Origin of the sequence: Legionella antarctica (assembly GCF_011764505.1) — a bacterium.
GTDB classification, from domain to species: Bacteria; Pseudomonadota; Gammaproteobacteria; order Legionellales; family Legionellaceae; genus Legionella; species Legionella antarctica.
Genome location: NZ_AP022839.1, coordinates 1296331 through 1318049, shown reverse-complemented (window position 1 = coordinate 1318049; position 21719 = coordinate 1296331). Strand labels below are relative to the sequence as shown.

Here is a 21719-nt window from a genome sequence, read left to right as displayed (position 1 = left end):
CATGACTTACGTTTGATATGGAAAAACATCAGTTTTACAGAAAAACCGTGTCAATAGGTATTTTGAATATTTTTAAAGAATTCCGCTTGCTGACGCGCGCGGCTCGGATTAATCCGGACTCAGTGGCAGACACTTACCCGGCGATTCTGACAGGATACAAACATGCTATGTAATAATAAATGATAAAAAATACTAATCTTTTGATATTTAGAGCTATAGCAGCAAAATAAGCTTGTATCTGCGTGTTTTGCAGACCTCTGTATTGAGCTCGTTTTAAATCATGATAATTCTTTAGTTCGTTCATGATTCCTTCAATTTTCCACATTCTTTCGTACAATTTTTCTTTAAAAAATTGGAGTTCCATTTCTTGTATCATTTGAGTATAAAGCTCCGCATATCTATTTCTTGTAACATATCGTGCTGGTCCCTTATTTTTTAATTTTGCCAAACAAGTTTCTGAGAAAGAGCATTTCTTACAGTCAGCGGTCGATGATAGATAAATGGTGGTATCACTTTGTGATTTACAAGGTTTTAATACATTCTTTTGGGAGCAAACATAATAATTATTTACTTCATCATACTGAAAACCTGGAATGTTACTGTTCTCAGAACTTCCGCTTCGTGAGCTGAACAAAGGAATGTAGGTAGTTATCTTTTTATCTTTTAAAGTAGAAATGATTTGCCCTGAGCCGTAAGCCCTATCCGCTATGGTTTCATTGATATTATATGAAACTTTTTCTTTAACATAATCCAATTGCTCTAAATAAGGAACAGAATCATGAACTGCACCAGTAGTTATTCTTATGGCAAGAATGATCCTATTCTTGCTGTCACTAGTGACATGGGCTTTATATTTTAATATTCTTGGCGTACCTGATTTAAAGGCTAATGTAGCTTCCGGATCTGTTTTACTGATATGAGTTATATTGGATAGTGGACGTTTACCTTTCTCAATAGGTGGAGCATTTGCATCTTTTTCTTTTAAAGTTAAGGAATCAAGCGATGCATCTGCATCAAGTAATGTACTATCCGTCATTACACTACTACCTTTTAATAAACCGGCATTTTTACATTGCTGCACAATTTCTAAAAAAAATAGTTCTAGAATCTCGACTCCAAGGCGTTTTTTTATCCTACTTAAAGAAGAATGATGAGGCACCTTATCCTTTAGAGTTATCCCACAAAACCAACGATAACAAATATTGTATTTAATGTGTTCGATCAAATTACGATTAGAATGAATGTTATAAAAGTGGCCGATTAATTTTATTCGCAAATAGAGCTCAGGGGAAATGCTGGGACGGACCTTTATTAGGACTATAGAGAGCCTCAGTAAGTTTATTAGCAAAAGAAAAATCCACGTAATGATTCACTTTTTTCAAGAAGTGATTAGCTGGTATCAAAGTAAGCGCCAAAGCAACCCCATCTACACAGGACAAGTGAATTAACTCAAACTCCTTTAAATTACAAACAAAGGAGACATGAGTATGAGTTCAAATCGACAGGCCTATTGGTCAGAGCAAAACAGCCTCTGGGAATCAAGTGGATTAGCGCAACCAAAATTTTGTGAACAACAAGGTCTGGTATATAAGCAATTTGTTTATTGGCGCGGAAGACTTAATAAAAAGATCTCCGGGAACGCTGAGCCGAAGCTGTTGAAGGTATCAACGACCCCAGCACGTGAACTATCCCAAGTTAAAGCTGCGCCGACATCCTGTCTGGAAGTTATCCTACCTACGGGTATTAAATTGCACATTAAAACTGAAGCAGACATCAGCAAAGCCAGTGCGCTTATCCAGCTATTAGGCGATGCACGATGATATCATTTGACCAGCAGCAGATTTATTTATACAGCCAGCCCATAGATATGCGCAAATCAATTAACGGCTTGAGTTATATTATTAGTGACCTATCGAGCCATATAGTACAAGATGGTTCACTGACTCTATTCTATAATCGGGCTCGTGATAAAGTGAAGTTGCTGTACTGGGACAAGAATGGCTTTGTCCTGATTTATAAACGTCTGGAAAAAGGCCGGTTTAAAATCATAAAATATGATGAAAATATGGATGTTGCAACACTTGATAACAAGCAATTAAGTTGGTTATTGGCAGGCCTTGATTATGACCTGATGGCTCAGAATAAAGCCCTTGATTACAGTGGTTTTTATTAATGAAACGTGTTGGTTTTATTGGGTCAAATGATGGTTTGGCCACTGGTTTTTTGGTATAATAAGCCCATGAAAAAGACCAATTACATCACTCAAAAAGACTCCAAAACCATGGAACAAATGGTGGCTGATTTACAGCTGAAATTGGTCGAGTCCGAGAAAAAACACCAAGAACATATTCAATCAAAAGACATTATTATTTCTGCGCTGCACCATCAGCTCTTTGTATTAAAAAACGCTAAATTTGGCCGAAAAAGCGAGAAGCTTGAAGAAGACAAACAGCTGGATTTAGGCTTTGATGAAGCAGAACTGTTGAGCTCACAAGATGTTACATCTGAAGAAGTTATTGAAACCAAAACCATTACGATTAAAAAGAAAAAACCTGGCCGCAAGCCACTCCCCTCAAACATGCCTTATATCGAGCACATTCATGACATCAATGATGCAGACAAACACTGTGCTTGCGGTTGTGCCTTAACACACATTGGCAATGAAACCAGTGAGCAACTTGATGTATTGCCTCAAGTCACTTATCGCGTGATTCACATCAGAAGAAAATACGCCTGCAAGTCATGCGAAGATACTATTAAAACAGCCAAGCCACCTAAACAACCTTTTCCAAAGAGCATTGCCACGGCAGGTCTTGTGGCAGCGGTCATTGATGCTAAGTTCAACCGTCATTTACCTCTATATCGCCAAGAGGATATGTTTAAAAGCATGGGCGCTGAGATTAGTCGTACTAATTTGGGTAACTGGGTGGTAAAAGCTGCCGAGCTGCTCAAGCCCATCGTTGATAAAATGGTGACACAAATACAAAGCTATGATGTAGCCTATGCTGATGAAACCGTACTTCAAGTCCTTAATGAACAAGGCAAGTTATCAACCAGCACCTCCTACATGTGGCTTTTTGGTGGGGGTCCACCAGATAAGCGCTGTTTTGTTTATCAATATCATTCGAGTCGCCAAGATGCGATTGCCAAGCAGTTCTTTGATTCGTTTGAAGGCTATCTTCATGCCGATTGCTACAGTGCTTATGTAAATCTTGATAAGTCGCGCATTAAGCATGTTGCTTGTATGGCGCATGCCAGACGTTACTTTGTTGATATTGTCAAAGCCACTAAAAACAAACCCGGTATTGCTAAATCAGCGGTTGAGTGGTTCGCGAAACTTTATGCTATTGAAAAGCGCTTAAAAGAAGACAAGGCAACAAATGAGCAAGTTAAACAGGCACGAATGACTGAAGCCAAGCCGATTTTAAGTGAGTTCAAGCAGTGGTTGTTAACACAACAAAAAACCACCTTGCCAAAGTCGCCACTCGGAAAAGCACTTTTTTATTCAATAAAGCACTGGGATAGTCTCACGCAATACATTAATGATGGTCGGCTTGAAATAGATAATAATCGTTCTGAACGCGCCATCAAACCCTTTGTGATCGGGCGGAAAAATTGGTTGTTTAATACATCAACTAAAGGTGCTGATGCTTCGAGTATTCTCTTTTCTCTAGTGCAAACATGCAAAGAGCATAGCGTGGATGTCTTTGCTTACTTTAAATTCGCGCTTGAGAGTGTCGCCAAATGTAATAATGAGCATGATATTCAACTCTTATTGCCCTACAACGTCAACCCAGAGTTACTCAAGGATCAAAGAATCATTCCTGTTTTACAGTATGAAGACAAGTAGGTCTTTGGTTTGGCGCTTACGTATCAAATCTTCAAAATCAGAATTAGAAACGGTTTTATTAAAATTTATTATTCCCTGCATACAACCACTGTAACCTATTGAAAATTATGAATTAGATCATTATTGACAACTTGTGTAAAGTTTCCTCATGTTTTTCAACAGGCCGGGGGGTTTTGCGAACGTTGCCGCTTATGAAGCTAAATAAATCTTTTTTCAAGTATGCTCATAAACTAGGACTACAATTAAATTATATGGAAATTCTTGAATAATCAAAAACTTGAAATTTTTGAATTTGCCAAAAAAAATAAGTTGGAGGTGAATGATTTTATTGAGATGACTATCTCAAGTAGAAAAACCAGCAAAGAACGTCGCATTGATGAAATGCTTTCAGTATTGGATGATGCCGATACACTAATTGTCACTGAGCTCAGTCGACTGGGTCGAAGCACTGCAGAGGTTATTGGATTAGTTAATGAATTAATCAAAAAGCAGGTTCGAGTAATTGCCATAAAGCAAAATCTGGATATGAAGCAACATGATATGAATTCTAAAATCATGATCACCCTATTTTCACTCTTTGCTGAGTTGGAGAGAGATCTTATTAGTTTAAGAACTAAAGAAGCATTGGCAAGTAAAAAAATGCAAGGAATTCAGTTAGGGAAACCAAAAGGCACCATTCAAAAAAGTAAATTTGACAAAGATGCTGTTAAAATCCAAGAACTGTTAGCATTAGGTCTATCGGTTAGAAAAATTGCAAACTATTTAGGATATAGTAATCATATCGGACTTAATACTTATGTAGCCAAAAGAAAGCTCAGAGCAGGAGTTTAATAGTTTGAAGAGCAAGAGAAAAAATGATGATTAGAGTCATTGCCATTTTCAACAATTAAATCCTACCTAGTTAGAAGGTTTTGGGGATACTCCCACTCGTAAGAGGTAAAGGCTAAACCCTTCACGAAGATTTGGTTTATAATAAATATATCTTTAAATCATTTTCAATACACCATGCCTATACCCTCTATTCATGCTTTACAAAAACTAACAGAGCCTGCTCATATTCCAGCTATAGGTTATGCTTATGTCGAGCCGAAAGAAGGAAGTGGACATGAATTTGTAAGCACTTCACTCGCTATTGGCCAAAAAGACGCCACCGATACTGGCAGGAATGGAGTAGATAATGATACCCAATTTCCGGCATCCTCCCTTAGCAAAATTGTATTTACTTATTTGGTATTGCAATTGGTCAAGGAAGGGCATATCACGTTAGATGATCCATTACTTCCTGTTTTGCAACAAAAAGGTCAGGAATATGAGCGATTCAAGGTAGATGGTGAATATCCTGAAAAAGCGACACAATTAACGGCTAGAGATGTATTGTCGCACACCACAGGCTTACCCAATTTTGGCGCAGGGTCTGATTTATCTTCTCCGCTATCATTTACAGATGATTCAGACTTGGGCAAGGGATATTCTTATTCAGGTGAAGCTATTCTTTACTTACAAAAAGTCATCGAGACAAAAATGGGTAAAAATTTGGAGGCCTTGGCTAAAGAGTATGTTTTTGGCCCTCTGGGTATGGAGCACTCTACATTTTTACCACAACCAGATAGCAGCAGCAATATTGTTTCAGTTCATACTGAGTTAGGGAAACCCACATCAATTTATGAAAGTATTCCTGACCTTATCTATGACCTTGAATTGATGTCATCATTGTCAACTCTCAGCCAATCTGAAAGCGGTAAAATTTATTTATCCGATAATGAGTACTATGTAAAAGGAATGAGTGAACCAGCGTCCATTCCTCCAGAGATTGATTTAACAAACCTGGCAAAAAAACTTAATAATCTTTCATTTAAAAGCGATATGTTGGCGATGACATCAAAAGCAGGTCACACCCCTCATCTTAATGCTGCCGGTTCACTACTTACAACTGCCGAAGATTTTTCAAAATTCATGACCGCTTGGTTAAGAAATATGGGCGATCCCACCTTCCAACAAGCATTTGAATTTGAAACAAGTTTAGCACTTTCAGGTTTGACACCAGAAGAACTCCATAGTCTAAGCAACGATGATAACACCCAAAAATACCTCAAGAGTGCAACAGATAAGAATTATAAGCGCGTTCCTTTCAACCAGACTGAATTTAATTCCTTAAAACGTGCTATGGACGAATCAACACAAACGGAAATCAGGGATTTAAGTTCGAAATTGGTGTCTGAGCCAATAAGGACTTACAGCATCACGAAAACATGTGGCTTAGGTTGGCATTTATATAAAGATGCAGTTAAGCTGATCGCATATCAATATGGTGAGAACCTTAATACGCGATCTTTTATTGCAATCAATGTCACCGATAAAAAAGGGGCAGCATTTTTTACTAACTCTGAACATGGGATGAGTATTGCAACCCAAATATTGAGCTCTCCTGATTTAGCACCTGTTGGTGACTTGCATGAGCTATTTAAACACATGCCTCATTATACTCAAAGTGATGAACCAGGATGGAAAGAAACGTTTGAGGGGATGCTCGCTGAAGATCAAGGCGATGTTGAAAGAGCGAGAAGTTTTTTTGCAGCAGCGATTGAGTCATCGCCTGATGACCAATCCAGACAACTGCGCCTGGATTGGTTTAATGTGGTGCGGCAGTCCAAACAAGCAAGGCCAGAACTCTCCCCACCATTGGAAACATTTGAGGGAGTATATCAGAACCCCTTCAAAGAGAAGCGAGAGTTATTTGTCAAAGATGGCGGTTTAATATGCAAAGAATTCGATAAGGAAATAAAACTTATACGAATCTCAGAGACTGACTTTTTACCTGAAAAGAATCAAGATTTCAAAATAAGCATTAAGGAAGATCAAGTGACCATTCATTTTCTTCATAGCGCCCCGAAATACTTATTTGAAGAATCTTTACCAGAATCTCATGAACACGCTTCATTTTTTTCTGCTCTTTCAAAATTGTCAGATCATCAGCCGGCTCATGAGGTGCAGAGGCAATATGCAGATGAGGCTGATATGCCTGTGCATAATGCAGAAGAGGTGGGGAGGTTAGAATCCGCTCGAGAATTAACTCAACGATTTCGAAATGCTTTAGCCGAAGATCGATCTGATAAGGTACAATCTTCTGAAGCGGTTGAAGAAACAATAGAAAAAAATAATCCGCCTTTTCCTTTTCAATAATCATGCCATTTAAAGATTGAATTTCCCTGCCAAATAAAGAAAAAACTTACACCATTAGCACCCTAATTTCGTCAGAATTCCGGCCTACCCTCATACTCTCTTTCCTCTGTTACAAGCGAACTCTGTAAAGATTCTATTTGTAATTTTAGTTCTTCATCAGAAAAATATTTACACTGAATATATTCAACTTGTTTTTGAGTTAATTTAGCAAGTTGTATAGTGGACCCCAAAAATGAGACAGTGGTGTAAAATAGAAACCATTGTTAAACGGGGTACCAAGTGGCTAAAAAAAAATTTACATCTGACTTCAAAGCAAAGGTAGCAATTGAGGCATTAAAAAGTCACAAGACGACCAATGAATTGGCATCTGAATTTGAGGTGCATGCAACACAAATCAATCTGTGGAAAAAACAATTACTGGATGGAAGCAAGCAATTGTTTAGCGGCAAGCATGACAAAGACATGGACTCCATCATACAAGAACGAGATCGATTATACACGCAAATAGGCCAGCTAGCGGTTGAGTTAGACTGGCTTAAAAAAAAGACCGGTCATCTAAGTTGAGCGTGCGGGAGAAGCGAGCCATGATTGATGTCAATCACCCTACACTCAGCATCGTACGCCAATGTGCATTGGTTAATTTGTCACGCGCTAGCTACTATCGCACTGCTGGCGAAGGAATATGTACCGAGAGCCCAGAGAATCTGGCTTTGATGGTCTTGATTGATGAGGAATACATGCGCCATCCTTTCTATGGAAGCAGAAAGATGCGTTCTTATTTACGTCGCCTTGGCCATGACGTTAACCGTAAGAGAGTGCAGCGTTTGATGCGGATCATGGGTCTGGTTTCAGTGGCACCAAAGCCGAATACGAGTAAAAAGAACAAGGAACAAAAGGTTTATCCCTACTTGCTACGTGGTTTAGTGATTGATCGACCCAATCAGGTTTGGTGCACCGATATTACCTACGTTAGGATGCAAGGAGGCTTTGTATATTTGGTGGCAATAATGGACTGGTATAGCCGCAAGGTGCTCTCTTGGAAGGTATCAAACAGCATGGATGATGACTTTTGTGTAAGCGCGTTGGAGAGCGCCATCAGGCTCCACGGCAGGCCTGATATTTTTAATACGGATCAAGGCTCCCAGTTTACCAGTAAGGCGTTTACCGATGTTTTAAAAGACCATGACATCAAAATTAGCATGGACGGGAAAGGTCGATGGATGGATAATGTGTTCATTGAACGGCTATGGCGTTCAGTCAAATATGAAGATATTTACATAAAAGAATACGGAACAGTTTTAGCACTACGAAATGGTTTAAGGGTGTATTTCAAGTTTTATAACGACGAAAGACCTCATCAATCATTTGGAATATACACGCCGTCAGAGGTTTATGCTGGCCTATATGAGGCTGCAGCGTAATGGAATGCCTGTGGATATGTGGACGCGTCCTGCGGATCAGCCATCGCCCTTCGGGACATGTGGACAAGCCATGGATAACAAAAAGACGTTATCCACCGCTTGACCACACTCGATGGCTTCGCGCCCACATACCCACAGGCTCAATAACAGGTGTTTCATTAACTGCTATTGTGGTTGACTCGTGTGCTACGCACCCTCGTCAACGAAAGAAAGTAGAATTAAAGTTATATCTTAAATTAAACGGATCGCTGTCTTGACAATGGGGTCCACTGTATTGTTCAATGCTGATATAATCATCCCAAATCCCTTCTCGGATATTACTGTAGCGTAATGCGTCAATGACCCATGGTTTTTTTTCATAAAGCTCAATTAAATTATCCATCGATGTATGTCCGGTTTCAACATAATCAGATTCTACCCCAGATTCTTCTATAATCTTCTGAAGTCCTTCTGGAACAATCCTCCTGATTTTAATCTCATGTGAAAAAAATGCTGAGTTCGTATTTCTATAAACAGAACTATATCTTTCATCACTCAGCTTACTAGCGGTTGTACTATCTATTAAAGGACTATCTATTAAAGGACTATCTATTAAAGGACTATCTATTAAAGGACTATCTATTAAAGGACTATCTATTAAAGGACTATCTATTAAAGGACTATCTATTAAAGTAGTATCAATTACTTCGAGATCAAAATTTTCACGAATGCAATAAGGTTTAAAGTTATGTTTTGCTCCAAAAACGATGATGACGGTCGAATCATCAATTTTTCCAAAATGATTGATGGCTGTCTCTTTAATACATTTTATGGCTTCTTCTTCTCGTGGGGCGAATATATTTTGAAAGTTACCGTTTGATATTTCAGTGCGAATAACTTCATGAGCCTCCTTATGAATTGATTTATATATCGATGGTATCTCGCCAAGAATAAACAGTGTGAGAGCAGCACCATACTCGTATATAAATTCTTTCTCCTTTTGATTTAACTCATTGGAATTTGTTGGGAGTCCAGATGGAAATCTCATTTTCAGGTAATTGGACATCCCAGAGAAGGATGCATCTTTTAAATTCTTCGATAGACCTTCAACTACTACTGGAAAGTGGTGAGGATGTTTTTTAATTTCTTGCGCTACTTTTAATTGAGATTGAATAACTCTATCAAATACTTCCTTAGTAGGTTTATTTATAAAAGGAATTTTATGTAGCTGGGCTATATGTATAATGCGCATTTAATTTAACTCTTACTTGGTTTGTAGTATTTAATTGGTATGGTAACAACTAATCATAAAAAATGTCATATTAGCAGCAGAATAATTTATAGTCAACCAAATAGATCGATTATTGTGCATTTTGCACATTCCTGAGAAGTTGAAAACGGGTTTCTATCGTCATCAGCCTGTGTAGGGCTTTGTTTCTTAGCTCAATAATCAAACATACAAATGACTTTTTCCTGTAATCTGTTAGGATGCTGTCCGTTTGAATTTAGCAACGGGATTATGCCGAATAAAGGCTCCGTTGCAAAAAAGATTCAAATTAAAAAATCTTGGTTTTTGGGCAGATCTCAACTGTATAGTCCGAACTGTTCCTTAATGAAAGATACTTCGGTTCGAGCTCCATACATCCAGATATCGAACTGTCCTTTTTTAAACATCCGCATAATTTCAAAACCTTTAATCGTTGCATAGGCAGTTTTCATGGACTGCCCCCCCCTTACTGGGTTAATAAGTCGCTTAAGCTTCCCATGATCGGCTTCCAGGCGATTATTACGGTATTTAATTTGTAAGTGCTGAACATGTTCAGCAACTGTACCCTCTTGTTTTAACTCTTTAATCGATTGACCGTAAGCAGGATTTTTATCCGTATTAATTTCACCAACATCACACGCTGGATTGCTCTTTATCATTTTCTTTAAAAATCGCTTCGCAGCAATGGCATTGCGCCGGTGAGACAGATAGAAATTTTTTGGGGTTTGAAGTCCAATGGTACGAAAACGTACGCTAAGGAAGCTCAGATATTTTTTTCTCCATGATAATAGTTCTTTCTTCCCCATAGTACTCGTTACGTAACACGCTATACCCAAGCTTTTGATAAAATCCTTCTGCAGTAATTGGGGTTTGGAGTCCACACGACCGGAAACGTACGCTAAGCTAGAATTAATTTAAATTTTATTAAATATTTGTTCTAAAAGATTTATTTTGAGCTTTATTTTGCAAATATTAAACTACTTATCAAGTGCTTAAAATTTTTACCCATTGAAAGATAAGGGTTTTTTATCTTAGCGTACGTTTCCGGTCGTGTGGACTCCAAACCCCGTGGCGGCCTACGCCACTGGGCTTCTTCACACGCAAGGTAGTCAATCAATCAAATATGAGCGGCCATGGGCCGATTATCTGCCAACAGTTGATCTTCCAGCTGTTGGTTAATATTGTTAAAATCATTTGTTCTTACTTCACATAACTCCTTCATGGCGGCTAAATCATCGACCGACGACGCCCCCACCTCCGGCCGCCCTACGCTCCACACAACAACGCCCCGCACGCCCTTAAATATTGCAAAATCCACACTTAATTTAGAGCCTTTATGAAACCAATCCTCGTCTTTTCCGGTTAGCGAATTATAAAATTGTTTTTGGCGTGAGGGTTGTTGCTCCCTAAATTTTGGAATCGGATAAAAGGGTGTTTCACAGCAATACCAATGAACAACATGGACAGGTAATAGCCTTTGCGCACCGCCAACACCTTTTCTCCATTGCTCCTTAATGGCATCCCAATTCTTTGGTCCAGATGCATTGATGGAAGTCACTTGCGTTTCCAATTCCTTAATGATGGTTTCTTTAAAATCAAAATGCACTTCTGTGATGGGATTGCCATTGAGGCTGTAAGTAACAACCTTTGCCTCTAGTTTTTTGTATTGTGTCAATAACCTCGCCAATACCTCTTGGCCCTCTTCGTTTTTAGGTATGCAGTCAAGCATCAGCGTCCACAGGTCTTTATCCAAGGACCAAAGTGCGTATTCAAAACCACTAATTTCGGAAAAAACTCGCTCAGAGCAATCCTTTACCTGTTCTCTTTTAAAGAGCAAATCGATGTTTTTCTCGAGCATGGCTTTAACCTGCTCATGCTCCCCACAGACAACATGACGTAAAAAAGTATGAATCGTTTTACGAGCATTCAGTTCGGGTTGAAATAAAGCCTGATGTGTCTTTGAAGCCAGATAAAAATTAAATAAATCAGTTCTTGGCAAATGTTTAACGATTTCACACTGCATGTCGGCGGGTATATCAATTTCTAATGTAGATTCTGATTTATCTTGCATGGGATTCCTTGGATGAACGATTAATCAATCAATCAATCAATCAATCAATCAATCAATCAATCAATCATTGGATTATACTTGAACAGTATGACTGCGTAAAGAGCGTTAGCACACACCGGAATCGCTCACTTAGTGACTTTGCTACAAGACATTAATTCGAGGTCACACCCCAGTAAGGTCAGTCTGGACAATGAGGGTATACCTCTCTCCTCTATAATCAGGGGACAATACCCGAAGATCTAAATATAATCAATTTACACCAAAAAAATATATTATTATGATATAATGCACAATAGTTGACCACACATGACTCACTATGAATAAAATTAAACAGAATCCTTAGTCGATTAATTTGCCTGGAATTATTATATGAGCGGAGCACATAGCGCGAAAAAATTGTTTTATCGCTACAATAAAAATCAATACAGATTATTCACTCTCAATAGTGATGAAGTACTAAAATTAACAGCAGTTTCATCAGTTCCAGGTGTTGGTGCTTCTCAGCGAAGCGATGTTTATAGAAAAAAAATAATTAATCCTGGTAACGACCAATATCCTGGCAATGCTCACCACGTTAAATTTATTACTAAAAATGATCAAGCCCACTCTTTTATATGGCAGACGAGCGCCAAAAAATTAAAAAATGCGGTCCGATGGGGTATTCTCAAGCCTCATTCAATTACCAGTAAAGTCATTTCAGCGCTAGGAAACTATCGTGTAATTGCCCATGAGCGAATTGCAAAGGGCATGATAAGCAACTCCCAAGCCGTTAAACTTAAATTACTCGACCTTTACCAAGATCGCTTTGAAGCATTACAATCTTTAGAATCAATGGTAAATAAGGATAATAGCCTGGTTGAATATGAATCCGAATTTGAATCTTACCTGGAAAAACTGGATCATATTAAAGCTAATTTAGCTACATATGTTTTAGATGTGCTTAACCAGGGTGGGCTGGATCAGACAACAATCGAACAACTTAAAAAAGATCTCGAAACAGATATAGAACGAACAAATTCTTATTTGGATTCATTAAGAAATAGTCCTAACCTCTCAAATTACAATGAAGCCAGAGGTCATAAATCGATTCTTGAGTTTGTTAAAAACCAAATGATGCATGGGCTTTATGAGCTGCAAGGAATAAATCAAGATCTTACTTACAGTACCAAACGTGCCTTTGCTTTGACACGAGGAGAACTCAACGATTTTATCGAGGATGCTCGTAAAGAAATTGAGGACCAACAGGCAGATATGCGCAATGCAGTGACCGAGAATCATCATGGCCTTTTCTCAAAAGAATGTGACACGCTTTTTTCTTACGATTTTTCAAGAGATGGCTTATCCAGCAAGAGAGAGCGTGAAGTACTGCTTGCAATAAGTTTTATTGAAGGATGGGACAAAGTAGATACTGAGTCACTAACAATAAGCAATCAATCCGGTTCAGAATCACTGGATGTCATTAACGCAACTCGATGGAAAAATCATCGTAATTTTACCACTTTTGCCAAAAGCATGGGATTTTATCTCCTGAATTTTTTTAAAAGTATTCTTCTTCCCACCAAAACCTGGGAAGAAGAAGCCTGGACCAATCAAAATTTTCATCTGTTTGCTACAACCCTACGGGAACACGTCACCCCTAATGAGCCCATGTGGCAAAAACCCATAAGATTATTTAAACAAATAGGTTATGCACTTGTTGATGTTTACAATGGAGTTCGTGATTTCGGTAGCGAATTGGCCTTTAAAATGCCTGAGGATATGTTAAATGATTGGGATTCCTGTAATGAATTACCAACCTTAAAAGAAGTATTTGAGGAATCCGAAAAAGAAATTGCTGCAATTAAAAGTATCGAAGATGAGCGGTTAAAGACTATTTTGAATCGGTGCAACATCAGCAGCTCTATTGGAATTGCCTCAACGCCCAATAGCAAATTAGCCACCGTGGAATATGCTCTTACTGCTGGAGAACAAAATGATATTTTAACTGTCATGGCTCGAGGACTTAATGAGTTTGCATCAGTCTTCAGTCACAATATCTATGCAAAAGATCCGGTAGCGGGCTTGGTATTTACTGCGGCGTTTGCAGTGGGTGCTGGGGCAATTTATCTGCCCACTGCCACCTCAGCAGTTTTTGGATCTGCTTATGTCAACTGGTTTACTCACTTTGGCTATTCAGTAGGCTCGTCAAAAATAGCTGCGGTTATTTCAGGTGGCTCAACTCAGGCACAGCTATTCGCCACGGGATGGGATGGCTTAATGCATGGACCTAGTGGTTTAGCAACGAATGCCCTGTATCAATTGGGTGAAGACCCTCTAACAGTCGGTACCTATTTGGCAACCGCTACGCTAGTAGGATATGTTCTGGTAAATGGTATAGCTGGCTATCCAATTCCCATAGTTAGTGATTTTCTTAAAGAGGATTTGGGTACCTCTCCAGAGAGTAGTTATCCATTCATCGGTGCCAAAATTGCAGTTTTGCTTTATGAAGCCTTACTCATACATAAAGAAGGGCATCACTCGCAACCTGAGTTCTTATTTGAATTGATAGAAAAAGCGCGTTCGCTGAGATCAGAGGATCCTGAACAGCAAAAAATAATTGATCGTTTTATTTTAGCATCCTGGATATCGATGAATACTGATACTATTCCCAAACTCAATGAGAAATTACGATTTGACATATCAAGACAAATTGATGCCCTTTTTGATCAAGAACAAAGTAAATCACTATATAAAATACTTTATCCTGAACCTCACCATTCTATTGCATATCAGCTATTCGCTATTCCACTCTCTTATATTCCAGCTGTCTTACGTTTTACCGCGTCGTTCGTATTGTGTGCTTTTGCATTGGGAAGTGGCAAAAACCATCCATTTGAACCGATCAAAAGAGCGTCAATAGCTTTATTTGAAAAAATAACCAGAGATTTAAGCAGATTACTCGTTTTTTCAACGCACTTGCTGTATTTGGTTTATACAGGATTAAGCGTACTGGTCAAACCTCCAGCATATGTGCTAGGAATGATTTTAGGCAGGGTAACCGCTCTTTTTGATGTAAAATCGGGACATGCTCTGCATGGAGCATTTGCATCAGTACATAGCTTTTTTAAAAGCATCGGAGAGTTTTTCTACCCCAATCAAATACTAAAAGCTAGTGTTATAGCACATCCAACCCATACTATTCATGAGGCTGAAGGTTCATATAAAAAGTTATTAATTCAAATGGGTAATGTAAAACCTGAACCTGCAGAGGAATTACCTCTGGAGTCTATCCAGGAACATTTTACTGTTCCCTGGATTGTTAATGGAACTAAATCCCGTGAGGTTATATCCTCTAAATCAGTAATTGAGTCAGGGATGCAGCTGGAACACTCATAATTTGTTAATTGATTCCTGGTATGCGAGCTGACAAAATTATTATTAATTTTGTCAGCCGAACTGATGATCTGTGGAATTCGTATATCTTTACTCGTGCATCGGCTACAATTATCGGCTAATAAACTTTTATAATTAATAGAACCAATGCACTCTGCTCTCAATATTCTTATGGCTCAAATTAATCCGACAGTAGGCGCTATTGAGTCTAATCGTGATAAAATTATTGACATCATTAAAACCTGCCAAGATCGACATGATGTGATTCTGTTCCCTGAACTGGCATTAACAGGGTATCCCCCAGAAGATTTGCTGTTTCGCAAGGAGTTTCATTATGCAGTTACTGAGAGCTTAAAGTTAATCCAGGTTGCGACAAAAAATTGTCATGTGATTATTGGTCACCCCAAACAGCAAGAAGAATGTTGTTACAATACGGCAACCATATTCTATAAGGGACAAAAAATCAGCGAATACCATAAACAAAATCTGCCAAATTATGATGTATTTGATGAGGCACGCTATTTTACTCCAGGCGAAAAAACCCCCTGCATTTTTGCACTGCATGAGCATCAAATCGGGGTTATTATTTGTGAGGACTTATGGCTCCCAGGGCCGGTAGAAGACCTGATTCAACAGGGTATTTCAACCTTGATGGTCCTGAATGCCTCTCCTTTTGATTATGATAAATACCTCAGACGAGAGAAACTTATTAAGTCCTATGCCCAACAAGGTATAACCATTATCTATGTTAATCAAATCGGTGGTCAGGATGAGTTGCTATTTGATGGCCAATCGATAGCAATGGCTCACACAGGAACTGTTTTTGCTCGCTCTCCAGCCTTTGAAGAAGATTTATGCAGTGTACAAATAAGCCCTAATAAAGTCACTGGTTATGTTACTCCTCTTCTCAGCAGAGAGGCCTTGATTTATAAAGCATTGGTTTGTGGTACCAAAGATTATGTCCGGAAAAATCATTTTTCCGGTGTTTTACTCGGGCTTTCTGGTGGAATTGATTCAGCACTAACTTTGGCCATTGCAGTTGATGCTCTGGGAAGTGAGCAGGTCTATGTCGTCATGATGCCATCTCAATTTACTGCTTCGATGAGCAATGAAGATGCCATTCAGCAAATTAATACCCTTCATGTTTCGCACTCCTTTCTTCCTATAGAACCTGTTTATAAAACCATGTTATCCACCCTGGATCCTGTTTTTAAAGGATTACCTTTTGATACCACGGAAGAAAATATTCAAGCCAGGATAAGGGGTATGTTGCTTATGGCCATATCCAATAAAACAGGTAAAATGGTTCTTACTACCAGTAATAAAAGCGAAACTGCAGTCGGCTATGCTACTTTATATGGTGATATGGCTGGGGGGTTTTCCATCTTAAAAGATGTACTCAAAACCCAAGTCTATGCTTTGGCTAAATATCGTAACTCCCTTTCAGAAGTAATCCCGGAACGAGTAATCACAAGAGCCCCTTCCGCTGAACTAAAACCAAATCAAACCGATCAGGACAGCTTACCTGATTACTCCGTTTTGGATGCCATTATTGTCGCATACATGGAGCATAACATCAGCCCAGCTGAAATTATCAAGCAAGGTTTTTATCCTGACGAAGTTTATAAAGTTATTAGATTAATTAAACACAATGAATACAAACGTCGACAGGCTGCTCCCGGAATCAAGATCAGCCCAATCGCTTTTGGTAAAGACTGGCGGTATCCTATTAGTAATGGATTTAACTAACTGGGCTGATAAACTGATTTCGGTTCATCCTTTGACTCAGGGAACTGATTTTCTTTCTGTTTAAATAACGGTAACTGTGGAGCACATTTACCCTGTTGTGGTCCGGTAACCTTGGATAGAACCAGCTCAGGTATTTCTTCGGTATCATTCGATTTCTTGCTGGTTAGTTCTGGTTCAATTGTTCGAGTCAGTTCTTTTTCTGGAGGCTTTCCATATTGTTCCTCTACGGTCTTTACAATTTTCGCAAATAATCCCATCTCCAGACGTTTAGGAGCAATTTTTTCAGATCCTTTGCTTACTGCTTTTTTTGGTCCCATGGTCAAACAATCTTGTAGCTCATTTTTAAAGTCTTCGATGCCAGTAAGAGCTTTGGAGGTATTGACACTGAGTAAATGAGCTTTTAACTGGGGAAGTTGTTCATGACCTAGTGAATTTTGAGAGTCTAACCACATTTTAAATTGCGGATATTTCACTAGGGGAATCTCCAGTGCTTTACCTAGAGTACTGATCCAACAAAGAGAATATTGATTAGGTTTACCTCTTAAAATAAAAGTGGCTACAACTCCTCCTGCAATGAGACTCTCGTTATTTAATACGACTCGAGTCGCCGGATCTCTGGGATTAATGTGTAATTGAACTTTATCCAGGAATATATCCCGGGCGGTAAGACATTCTTTTTTCTGTTGTTTTATTTGAATTAGATTTAGTTGTTCATCTTTTTGGGCTTTTTGGTCTACAAGGAGGCTGATCAACTCATCAGTAGGATAAAGTGTGTAGGCTTTTCCTGTTAGATCAATCCATGAAAGATGCCATTTATTGCTGATCGAAGTCAGATAAAAGTGAGTTTGCGATGCGTTTTTTTTAGCGGAGATTTGAGCCTCTTCCAAATTATCGAAAATAAGTACGTGATCTACTGCTTTTTGCACACTCTGACGAATTGCCTCAAACTCTTTTTCTCGAGTTGCTATCACCTCTTGATTGGCTTTGTATTGCCACATGAAATTATCAATTTTATCGATAATTTTATCTCTGACTTTGAGCGTAATATGATGTTCCAGGCTCTCCTCTAAAGGCTTATATCCTGGAACTGATTTTATTAATCCAGAAAATAAATAATAATTATAAGAACTGTAAGCATGCCATGCCCCTTTTTCTTCAACTAATATTTTGATGTCCTGCAAACGAGTATACGCATCTGGAAATGCTTTGATACTTTCCATGGCTCGCTCTATATCTGGACCACGAGTCCTTGTGTTTTTATAAATCCAGCCGGTAAACCAGGATTCCATAGGCTTGTTATACAATGACTTGGCATTTCCCATCGTCACTAATAATGCTTTATGTCCATTCTCAGATTCATCAGCAATTTGATTTAATAATATATCTACAAAATTATCTAAGTGATCAATAATCTCAGGTTTTTTTTTGGGCATGCGAAACTCCTTTTTCATGTTGCATTATTCATATTACCTTAATAATAATTTTATACAAGTAACTAAATCCTTGTGCTAATGCATAAAATTTTAGTTGAGTCATAACATGATAGAATACTTGCAAATTTAAAGCAAAACGCTAACATGAGCTAGAAAAAAATAATAACAAAGGGATGTCATGAGACTTACACTATTTTCTTCTGCCTTATTAGCTACTGGCATTGCCTCAGCTGCAACAACAGTTGATGGATGGTATACCAGCGTATTCGGTGGTTATACCTATGTACCTGATAATGTCAGGAATTATTCTTTTGGGTACTATATTAATAGTGCCTCTTTTAATCAGGGATATAATGCTGGAGCTCGGATGGGTTATCAAAGCAATCCACTTCGTTACGAGGCTGAATACACTTATATTCATGCTGGTGCTCGTTACTTTAAAATCAATTTCATCGGACAAGCTGATGTCTCTGGCTATTCTTCCGCTAATTTGGGAATGTTCAACGTTTATTATGATACTCCAGAGATGCTGCCTGGTATCGCACCTTATCTGGGTTTGGGCTTGGGTTATGCCTATATCCAACAACGACTAAATAGCTTTGGTCCTTTAGGTCATACCTTCATTTCCATGGATGAGAGTTCATTTGCGTATCAAGGAACAGCTGGAATCACTTATAATTTTTCTGAAAACTATACCTTAAACCTTGCTTACCGTTATGTATCAACCACATCATCTGACAATTTAGGAACCAGATATCAGGCTCATATAGCTAATGCTGGAGCAGTTTACCATTTTGATTACGGTAATTATAAGTAAGGATTTAGAATGAAGCAGTTAATTCAACTTGGTGTCCTATCCAGCTTTTTAGCAAGTTCGGCAGCCTTGGCGCTAAATAATCCGATTCAGGGATTTTATGCAGGAATAATGGCAGGAATAAGTCATGGACCTTCAAATAATAGTGTGATTTTTGAAGAAGATAGAACCTTATTTACAGGTATAGTTAACTACAGCTCAGTTGGAGGTGGTGGTGGCGCTATGCTTGGTTATAAATTAAGCCATTTTCGTCTTGAAGGAGAAATACTTTACAACAGATTTTCCACTGGCCCCTTACAAGTAAACCCAGGTGGCTGTACTCTTGAAAGTCCCAATGTACTTACCCCCAGTGGTTTTTGTCCTCCAGGAATATTTGATAGGTTTCAGGAGAAAGCTTTGGGATATAGTGGGAGCAGTGCCGTAACCTATGGTATCGGAAATCTCTATTATGATTTTTTTACTCCCAACAGCAATACGAACGTTGTTCCTTATATTGGACTCGGTATTGGAATGGCACAAATCAGAAATTTTAGTGATTTCGTCAATACGAATACCTCTTTTTCACATGGCTTCAATGATACGTTTACTACCCAGGTAGCCCAAGGAATACTCGGATTAAGTTATTTTATGGATGACTTTACCTGGGCAGGTATGGACTTGCGTTACATCACAACGAAAAGTCTTCCCGAAATGGATAACCAGAGATATGGACTTATTTCTCTGAATTTCACAATTAATTTCGCTTTTGATAAGGGCGCAATTGATTGTTAGCAGCGCAGATGAGGCTTACCTTGTGGTTCTTGCCACAAGGTAATGAATAATACCATAATCATTGGTCCCACAAATAAACCTAATAAACCTAAAGTTTCAACTCCGCCTAAAATGCCGAAGAGTACTGCTAAAAACGGTAACTCAATGGCACCGCCGATTAACACTGGCTTAATAAAATGATCCGCTACAAACATCACAAAAGTTCCCCAAGCCAGTACTATAATAGCACCAATCACACTACCCGAAGAAAATAAGATTAGTGCAACCGCAATAAAAACTATAGGCACGACAAAAGGAATCATTGCGGCTAAGGCCGTTATAAATCCGGTTAAAGTAGGAGCAGGAAAACCCACCAGGGCATAACATACTCCCATCAGGACACCAACTCCTATTCCAACTACAATTGTACCATTCACTGTAGCACGCAAAGCTCTGGGTAGACGGTCAGAATAGCGAAACCAGCGATCCCCAAAGCAATATTCCCCTAAATGATGAATTTGCAAGAGCAACTTATCTCCATCTCGGTAGAAAAAAAACAAAGTTAACAAGGTGAAACCTACTTGAAAACTTCGGTGTGCCAAATTGAATCCAATTTGTTTAATATAGTAACTTGTTGGTGTTATTGTTAAATGTAAATTAGATAAAAAACTTTTAATATTTCCTGGTTTCCCAATATGTTCATCCCAATACATAATTACATCATTACCTATAAGGGGTAAATTTTTAAAAAAATCGGGGGCGGCTCCCCCACTCGTATTCGTTTTTTGCAAAAAATTAACAAATAGTTGTAATTCTTTAACTAGAATGCCAACAAGCCAACTTAAAGGAATAAGGAACACCAAACCTATTAGAATGGTAAATAGTAACGCAGATGAATTGTGCTTCTCTCCAAAGAGTTTACGCCACTGCTTGTATAGCGGGTAAGTAGCGATAACAATAATAGCGGCCCAAGTAATCGATGGTATGAATTTATGAATAATAAAGAGCGTGAGAATAATGATCCCGACAGTCAGGCCCATACTAATCAGTTCTCTATGCGTTTCATTCATCAGACAAAACTCCAGGCTAAAATTTGCATTATCAACCATGCAGGAACTGCAGCCAATACATCATCAAGCATAATCCCCAATCCACCATGTACCTTTTTATCGACATAACCAATAGGTTGTGGCTTCCAAATATCAAAGATGCGAAACAAAATAAACCCTAATAGCATCCAGATAAATCCTTTAGGTGCCAAAAACATGGTCAACAAATAGCCTACCACTTCATCCCAAACAATTCCTTTATAATCATGTATCCCTAAATCATTAGAAACCTTATCGCTTACCCAAACCCCTAAAATAAAAGCCAGAATGGTAAAAGTCAGATAAACACCCCAATGACTCCCAACTAGTAAGAAGTAGAGGGGAATAGCCGCTAAAGTGCCCCAGGTACCCGGAGCCATAGGCATCAATCCACTACCAAATCCAAAAGCGATAAAGTAAACAGGGTCTTGCCAAACACGATTAACTATATTCACTTGATTCATTTTCGCTCCTTAATCGGCGGTGTTGCATTAATTAGTTTTTATATAACTACCTGCATCCCAAGGTTTGCCTGGTGTTGCTGCATCAATTTCTGCCCCCACGTCCACTGCTATTAAGTTAAGGATTTGATATTCCAAATCCGTTCGGGCCGAGGAGGCGTTTACGCCCTCTCGAAGCTTATCTATCAAGGCTTCGAGACGGTGCTATCGCACCTCCTCAGCCCGAACGGGGATCAAGATAGTCCTTTAGCTTAATGGCAATGAGAGCTGGAGGCGCTGCCATT

General features: G+C 38.7%; 14 protein-coding genes and 3 pseudogenes. 10 read left to right on the top strand and 7 right to left on the bottom strand.

The window, feature by feature from the left end; all coding sequences use genetic code 11:
• Positions 1-133 precede the first annotated feature (133 nt).
• Positions 134-1445: pseudogene (locus tag HRS36_RS06265) on the bottom strand (transposase).
• A 42-nt stretch (positions 1446-1487) separates the two neighbouring features.
• Here HRS36_RS06265 and tnpA point away from each other — a divergent pair.
• The 6 genes and pseudogenes from tnpA to HRS36_RS06235 all read left to right on the top strand — a co-directional run bounded on the left by tnpA (position 1488) and on the right by HRS36_RS06235 (position 8451).
• Positions 1488-1820 (top strand): IS66 family insertion sequence element accessory protein TnpA, encoded by a 333-nt coding sequence (gene tnpA / locus HRS36_RS06260; RefSeq protein WP_173236269.1) that lies wholly within the window; start codon positions 1488-1490, stop codon positions 1818-1820.
• Positions 1817-2173, top strand: a complete 357-nt coding sequence (gene tnpB / locus HRS36_RS06255) for an IS66 family insertion sequence element accessory protein TnpB (RefSeq protein ID WP_173236292.1) — start codon at positions 1817-1819, stop codon at positions 2171-2173. Before tnpA ends, tnpB begins: the two co-directional genes overlap by 4 nt.
• Before the next feature lie 27 nt (positions 2174-2200).
• Positions 2201-3850: an IS66 family transposase gene (tnpC, locus tag HRS36_RS06250; RefSeq protein WP_226905466.1), complete on the top strand. Its 1650-nt coding sequence runs from the start codon at positions 2201-2203 to the stop codon at positions 3848-3850.
• 261 nt (positions 3851-4111) lie between these two features.
• On the top strand, positions 4112-4681 hold the full coding sequence (locus tag HRS36_RS06245; RefSeq protein ID WP_226905592.1) for a recombinase family protein: 570 nt from the start codon (positions 4112-4114) through the stop codon (positions 4679-4681).
• 174 nt (positions 4682-4855) lie between these two features.
• Entirely contained in the window at positions 4856-7030 is a 2175-nt protein-coding gene (locus HRS36_RS06240; protein ID WP_173236633.1) for a serine hydrolase domain-containing protein, read from the top strand.
• Positions 7031-7309: 279 nt separating this feature from the next.
• Positions 7310-8451, top strand: a pseudogene (locus HRS36_RS06235) (IS3 family transposase).
• Positions 8452-8650: 199 nt separating this feature from the next.
• Here HRS36_RS06235 and HRS36_RS06230 read toward each other — a convergent pair.
• From HRS36_RS06230 to HRS36_RS06220, 3 genes and pseudogenes are all read right to left on the bottom strand, one after another.
• Entirely contained in the window at positions 8651-9682 is a 1032-nt protein-coding gene (locus HRS36_RS06230; RefSeq protein WP_173236632.1) for a hypothetical protein, read from the bottom strand.
• Between the two features lie 332 nt (positions 9683-10014).
• Positions 10015-10413, bottom strand: a pseudogene (locus HRS36_RS06225) (DDE-type integrase/transposase/recombinase); the annotation flags it as partial.
• A gap of 401 nt (positions 10414-10814) precedes the next feature.
• On the bottom strand, positions 10815-11768 hold the full coding sequence (locus HRS36_RS06220) for an F-box protein (RefSeq protein ID WP_173236631.1): 954 nt from the start codon (positions 11766-11768) through the stop codon (positions 10815-10817).
• Positions 11769-12137: 369 nt separating this feature from the next.
• Here HRS36_RS06220 and HRS36_RS06215 point away from each other — a divergent pair, with 369 nt between their 5' ends.
• Positions 12138-15143, top strand: coding sequence for a hypothetical protein (locus HRS36_RS06215; RefSeq protein ID WP_173236630.1), 3006 nt, complete (start codon positions 12138-12140; stop codon positions 15141-15143).
• A 144-nt stretch (positions 15144-15287) separates the two neighbouring features.
• Entirely contained in the window at positions 15288-16889 is a 1602-nt protein-coding gene (locus HRS36_RS06210) for an NAD+ synthase (RefSeq protein ID WP_173236629.1), read from the top strand.
• On the opposite strand, the gene HRS36_RS06205 is transcribed toward HRS36_RS06210, so the two are convergent.
• Entirely contained in the window at positions 16886-18322 is a 1437-nt protein-coding gene (locus HRS36_RS06205; protein ID WP_173236628.1) for a hypothetical protein, read from the bottom strand. The genes HRS36_RS06210 and HRS36_RS06205 overlap by 4 nt on opposite strands.
• Before the next feature lie 178 nt (positions 18323-18500).
• Here HRS36_RS06205 and HRS36_RS06200 point away from each other — a divergent pair, with 178 nt between their 5' ends.
• The gene (locus HRS36_RS06200; protein ID WP_173236627.1) at positions 18501-19139 is read left to right on the top strand and encodes an outer membrane protein; all 639 of its coding nucleotides are present in this window, start codon (positions 18501-18503) and stop codon (positions 19137-19139) included.
• Between the two features lie 9 nt (positions 19140-19148).
• Entirely contained in the window at positions 19149-19907 is a 759-nt protein-coding gene (locus HRS36_RS06195) for an outer membrane beta-barrel protein (protein WP_173236626.1), read from the top strand.
• On the opposite strand, the gene HRS36_RS06190 is transcribed toward HRS36_RS06195, so the two are convergent.
• Together HRS36_RS06190 and HRS36_RS06185 are read right to left on the bottom strand one after the other, a co-directional pair.
• A complete protein-coding gene (locus HRS36_RS06190) occupies positions 19904-20956 on the bottom strand; it encodes an AI-2E family transporter (protein ID WP_173238477.1) in 1053 nt (350 codons plus the stop codon). The genes HRS36_RS06195 and HRS36_RS06190 overlap by 4 nt on opposite strands.
• Positions 20956-21438, bottom strand: a complete 483-nt coding sequence (locus tag HRS36_RS06185) for a phosphatidylglycerophosphatase A family protein (protein ID WP_173236625.1) — start codon at positions 21436-21438, stop codon at positions 20956-20958. The genes HRS36_RS06190 and HRS36_RS06185 overlap by 1 nt, the downstream gene beginning before the upstream one ends.
• Positions 21439-21719: the final 281 nt, after the last annotated feature.

Bases quoted from the DNA above. Each gene is read 5' to 3' on its own strand.
- HRS36_RS06195 (WP_173236626.1), top strand. From the start codon at position 19,149: ATGAAGCAGTTAATTCAACTTGGTGTCCTATCCAGCTTTTTAGCAAGT.
- HRS36_RS06205 (WP_173236628.1), bottom strand. From the start codon at position 18,322: ATGCCCAAAAAAAAACCTGAGATTATTGATCACTTAGATAATTTTGTA.
- HRS36_RS06240 (WP_173236633.1), top strand. From the start codon at position 4,856: ATGCCTATACCCTCTATTCATGCTTTACAAAAACTAACAGAGCCTGCT.
- HRS36_RS06220 (WP_173236631.1), bottom strand. From the start codon at position 11,768: ATGCAAGATAAATCAGAATCTACATTAGAAATTGATATACCCGCCGAC.
- HRS36_RS06230 (WP_173236632.1), bottom strand. From the start codon at position 9,682: ATGCGCATTATACATATAGCCCAGCTACATAAAATTCCTTTTATAAAT.
- HRS36_RS06210 (WP_173236629.1), top strand. From the start codon at position 15,288: ATGCACTCTGCTCTCAATATTCTTATGGCTCAAATTAATCCGACAGTA.
- HRS36_RS06185 (WP_173236625.1), bottom strand. From the start codon at position 21,438: ATGAATCAAGTGAATATAGTTAATCGTGTTTGGCAAGACCCTGTTTAC.
- HRS36_RS06190 (WP_173238477.1), bottom strand. From the start codon at position 20,956: ATGAATGAAACGCATAGAGAACTGATTAGTATGGGCCTGACTGTCGGG.
- tnpC (WP_226905466.1), top strand. From the start codon at position 2,201: ATGATGGTTTGGCCACTGGTTTTTTGGTATAATAAGCCCATGAAAAAG.
- HRS36_RS06215 (WP_173236630.1), top strand. From the start codon at position 12,138: ATGAGCGGAGCACATAGCGCGAAAAAATTGTTTTATCGCTACAATAAA.
- tnpA (WP_173236269.1), top strand. From the start codon at position 1,488: ATGAGTTCAAATCGACAGGCCTATTGGTCAGAGCAAAACAGCCTCTGG.
- HRS36_RS06200 (WP_173236627.1), top strand. From the start codon at position 18,501: ATGAGACTTACACTATTTTCTTCTGCCTTATTAGCTACTGGCATTGCC.
- tnpB (WP_173236292.1), top strand. From the start codon at position 1,817: ATGATATCATTTGACCAGCAGCAGATTTATTTATACAGCCAGCCCATA.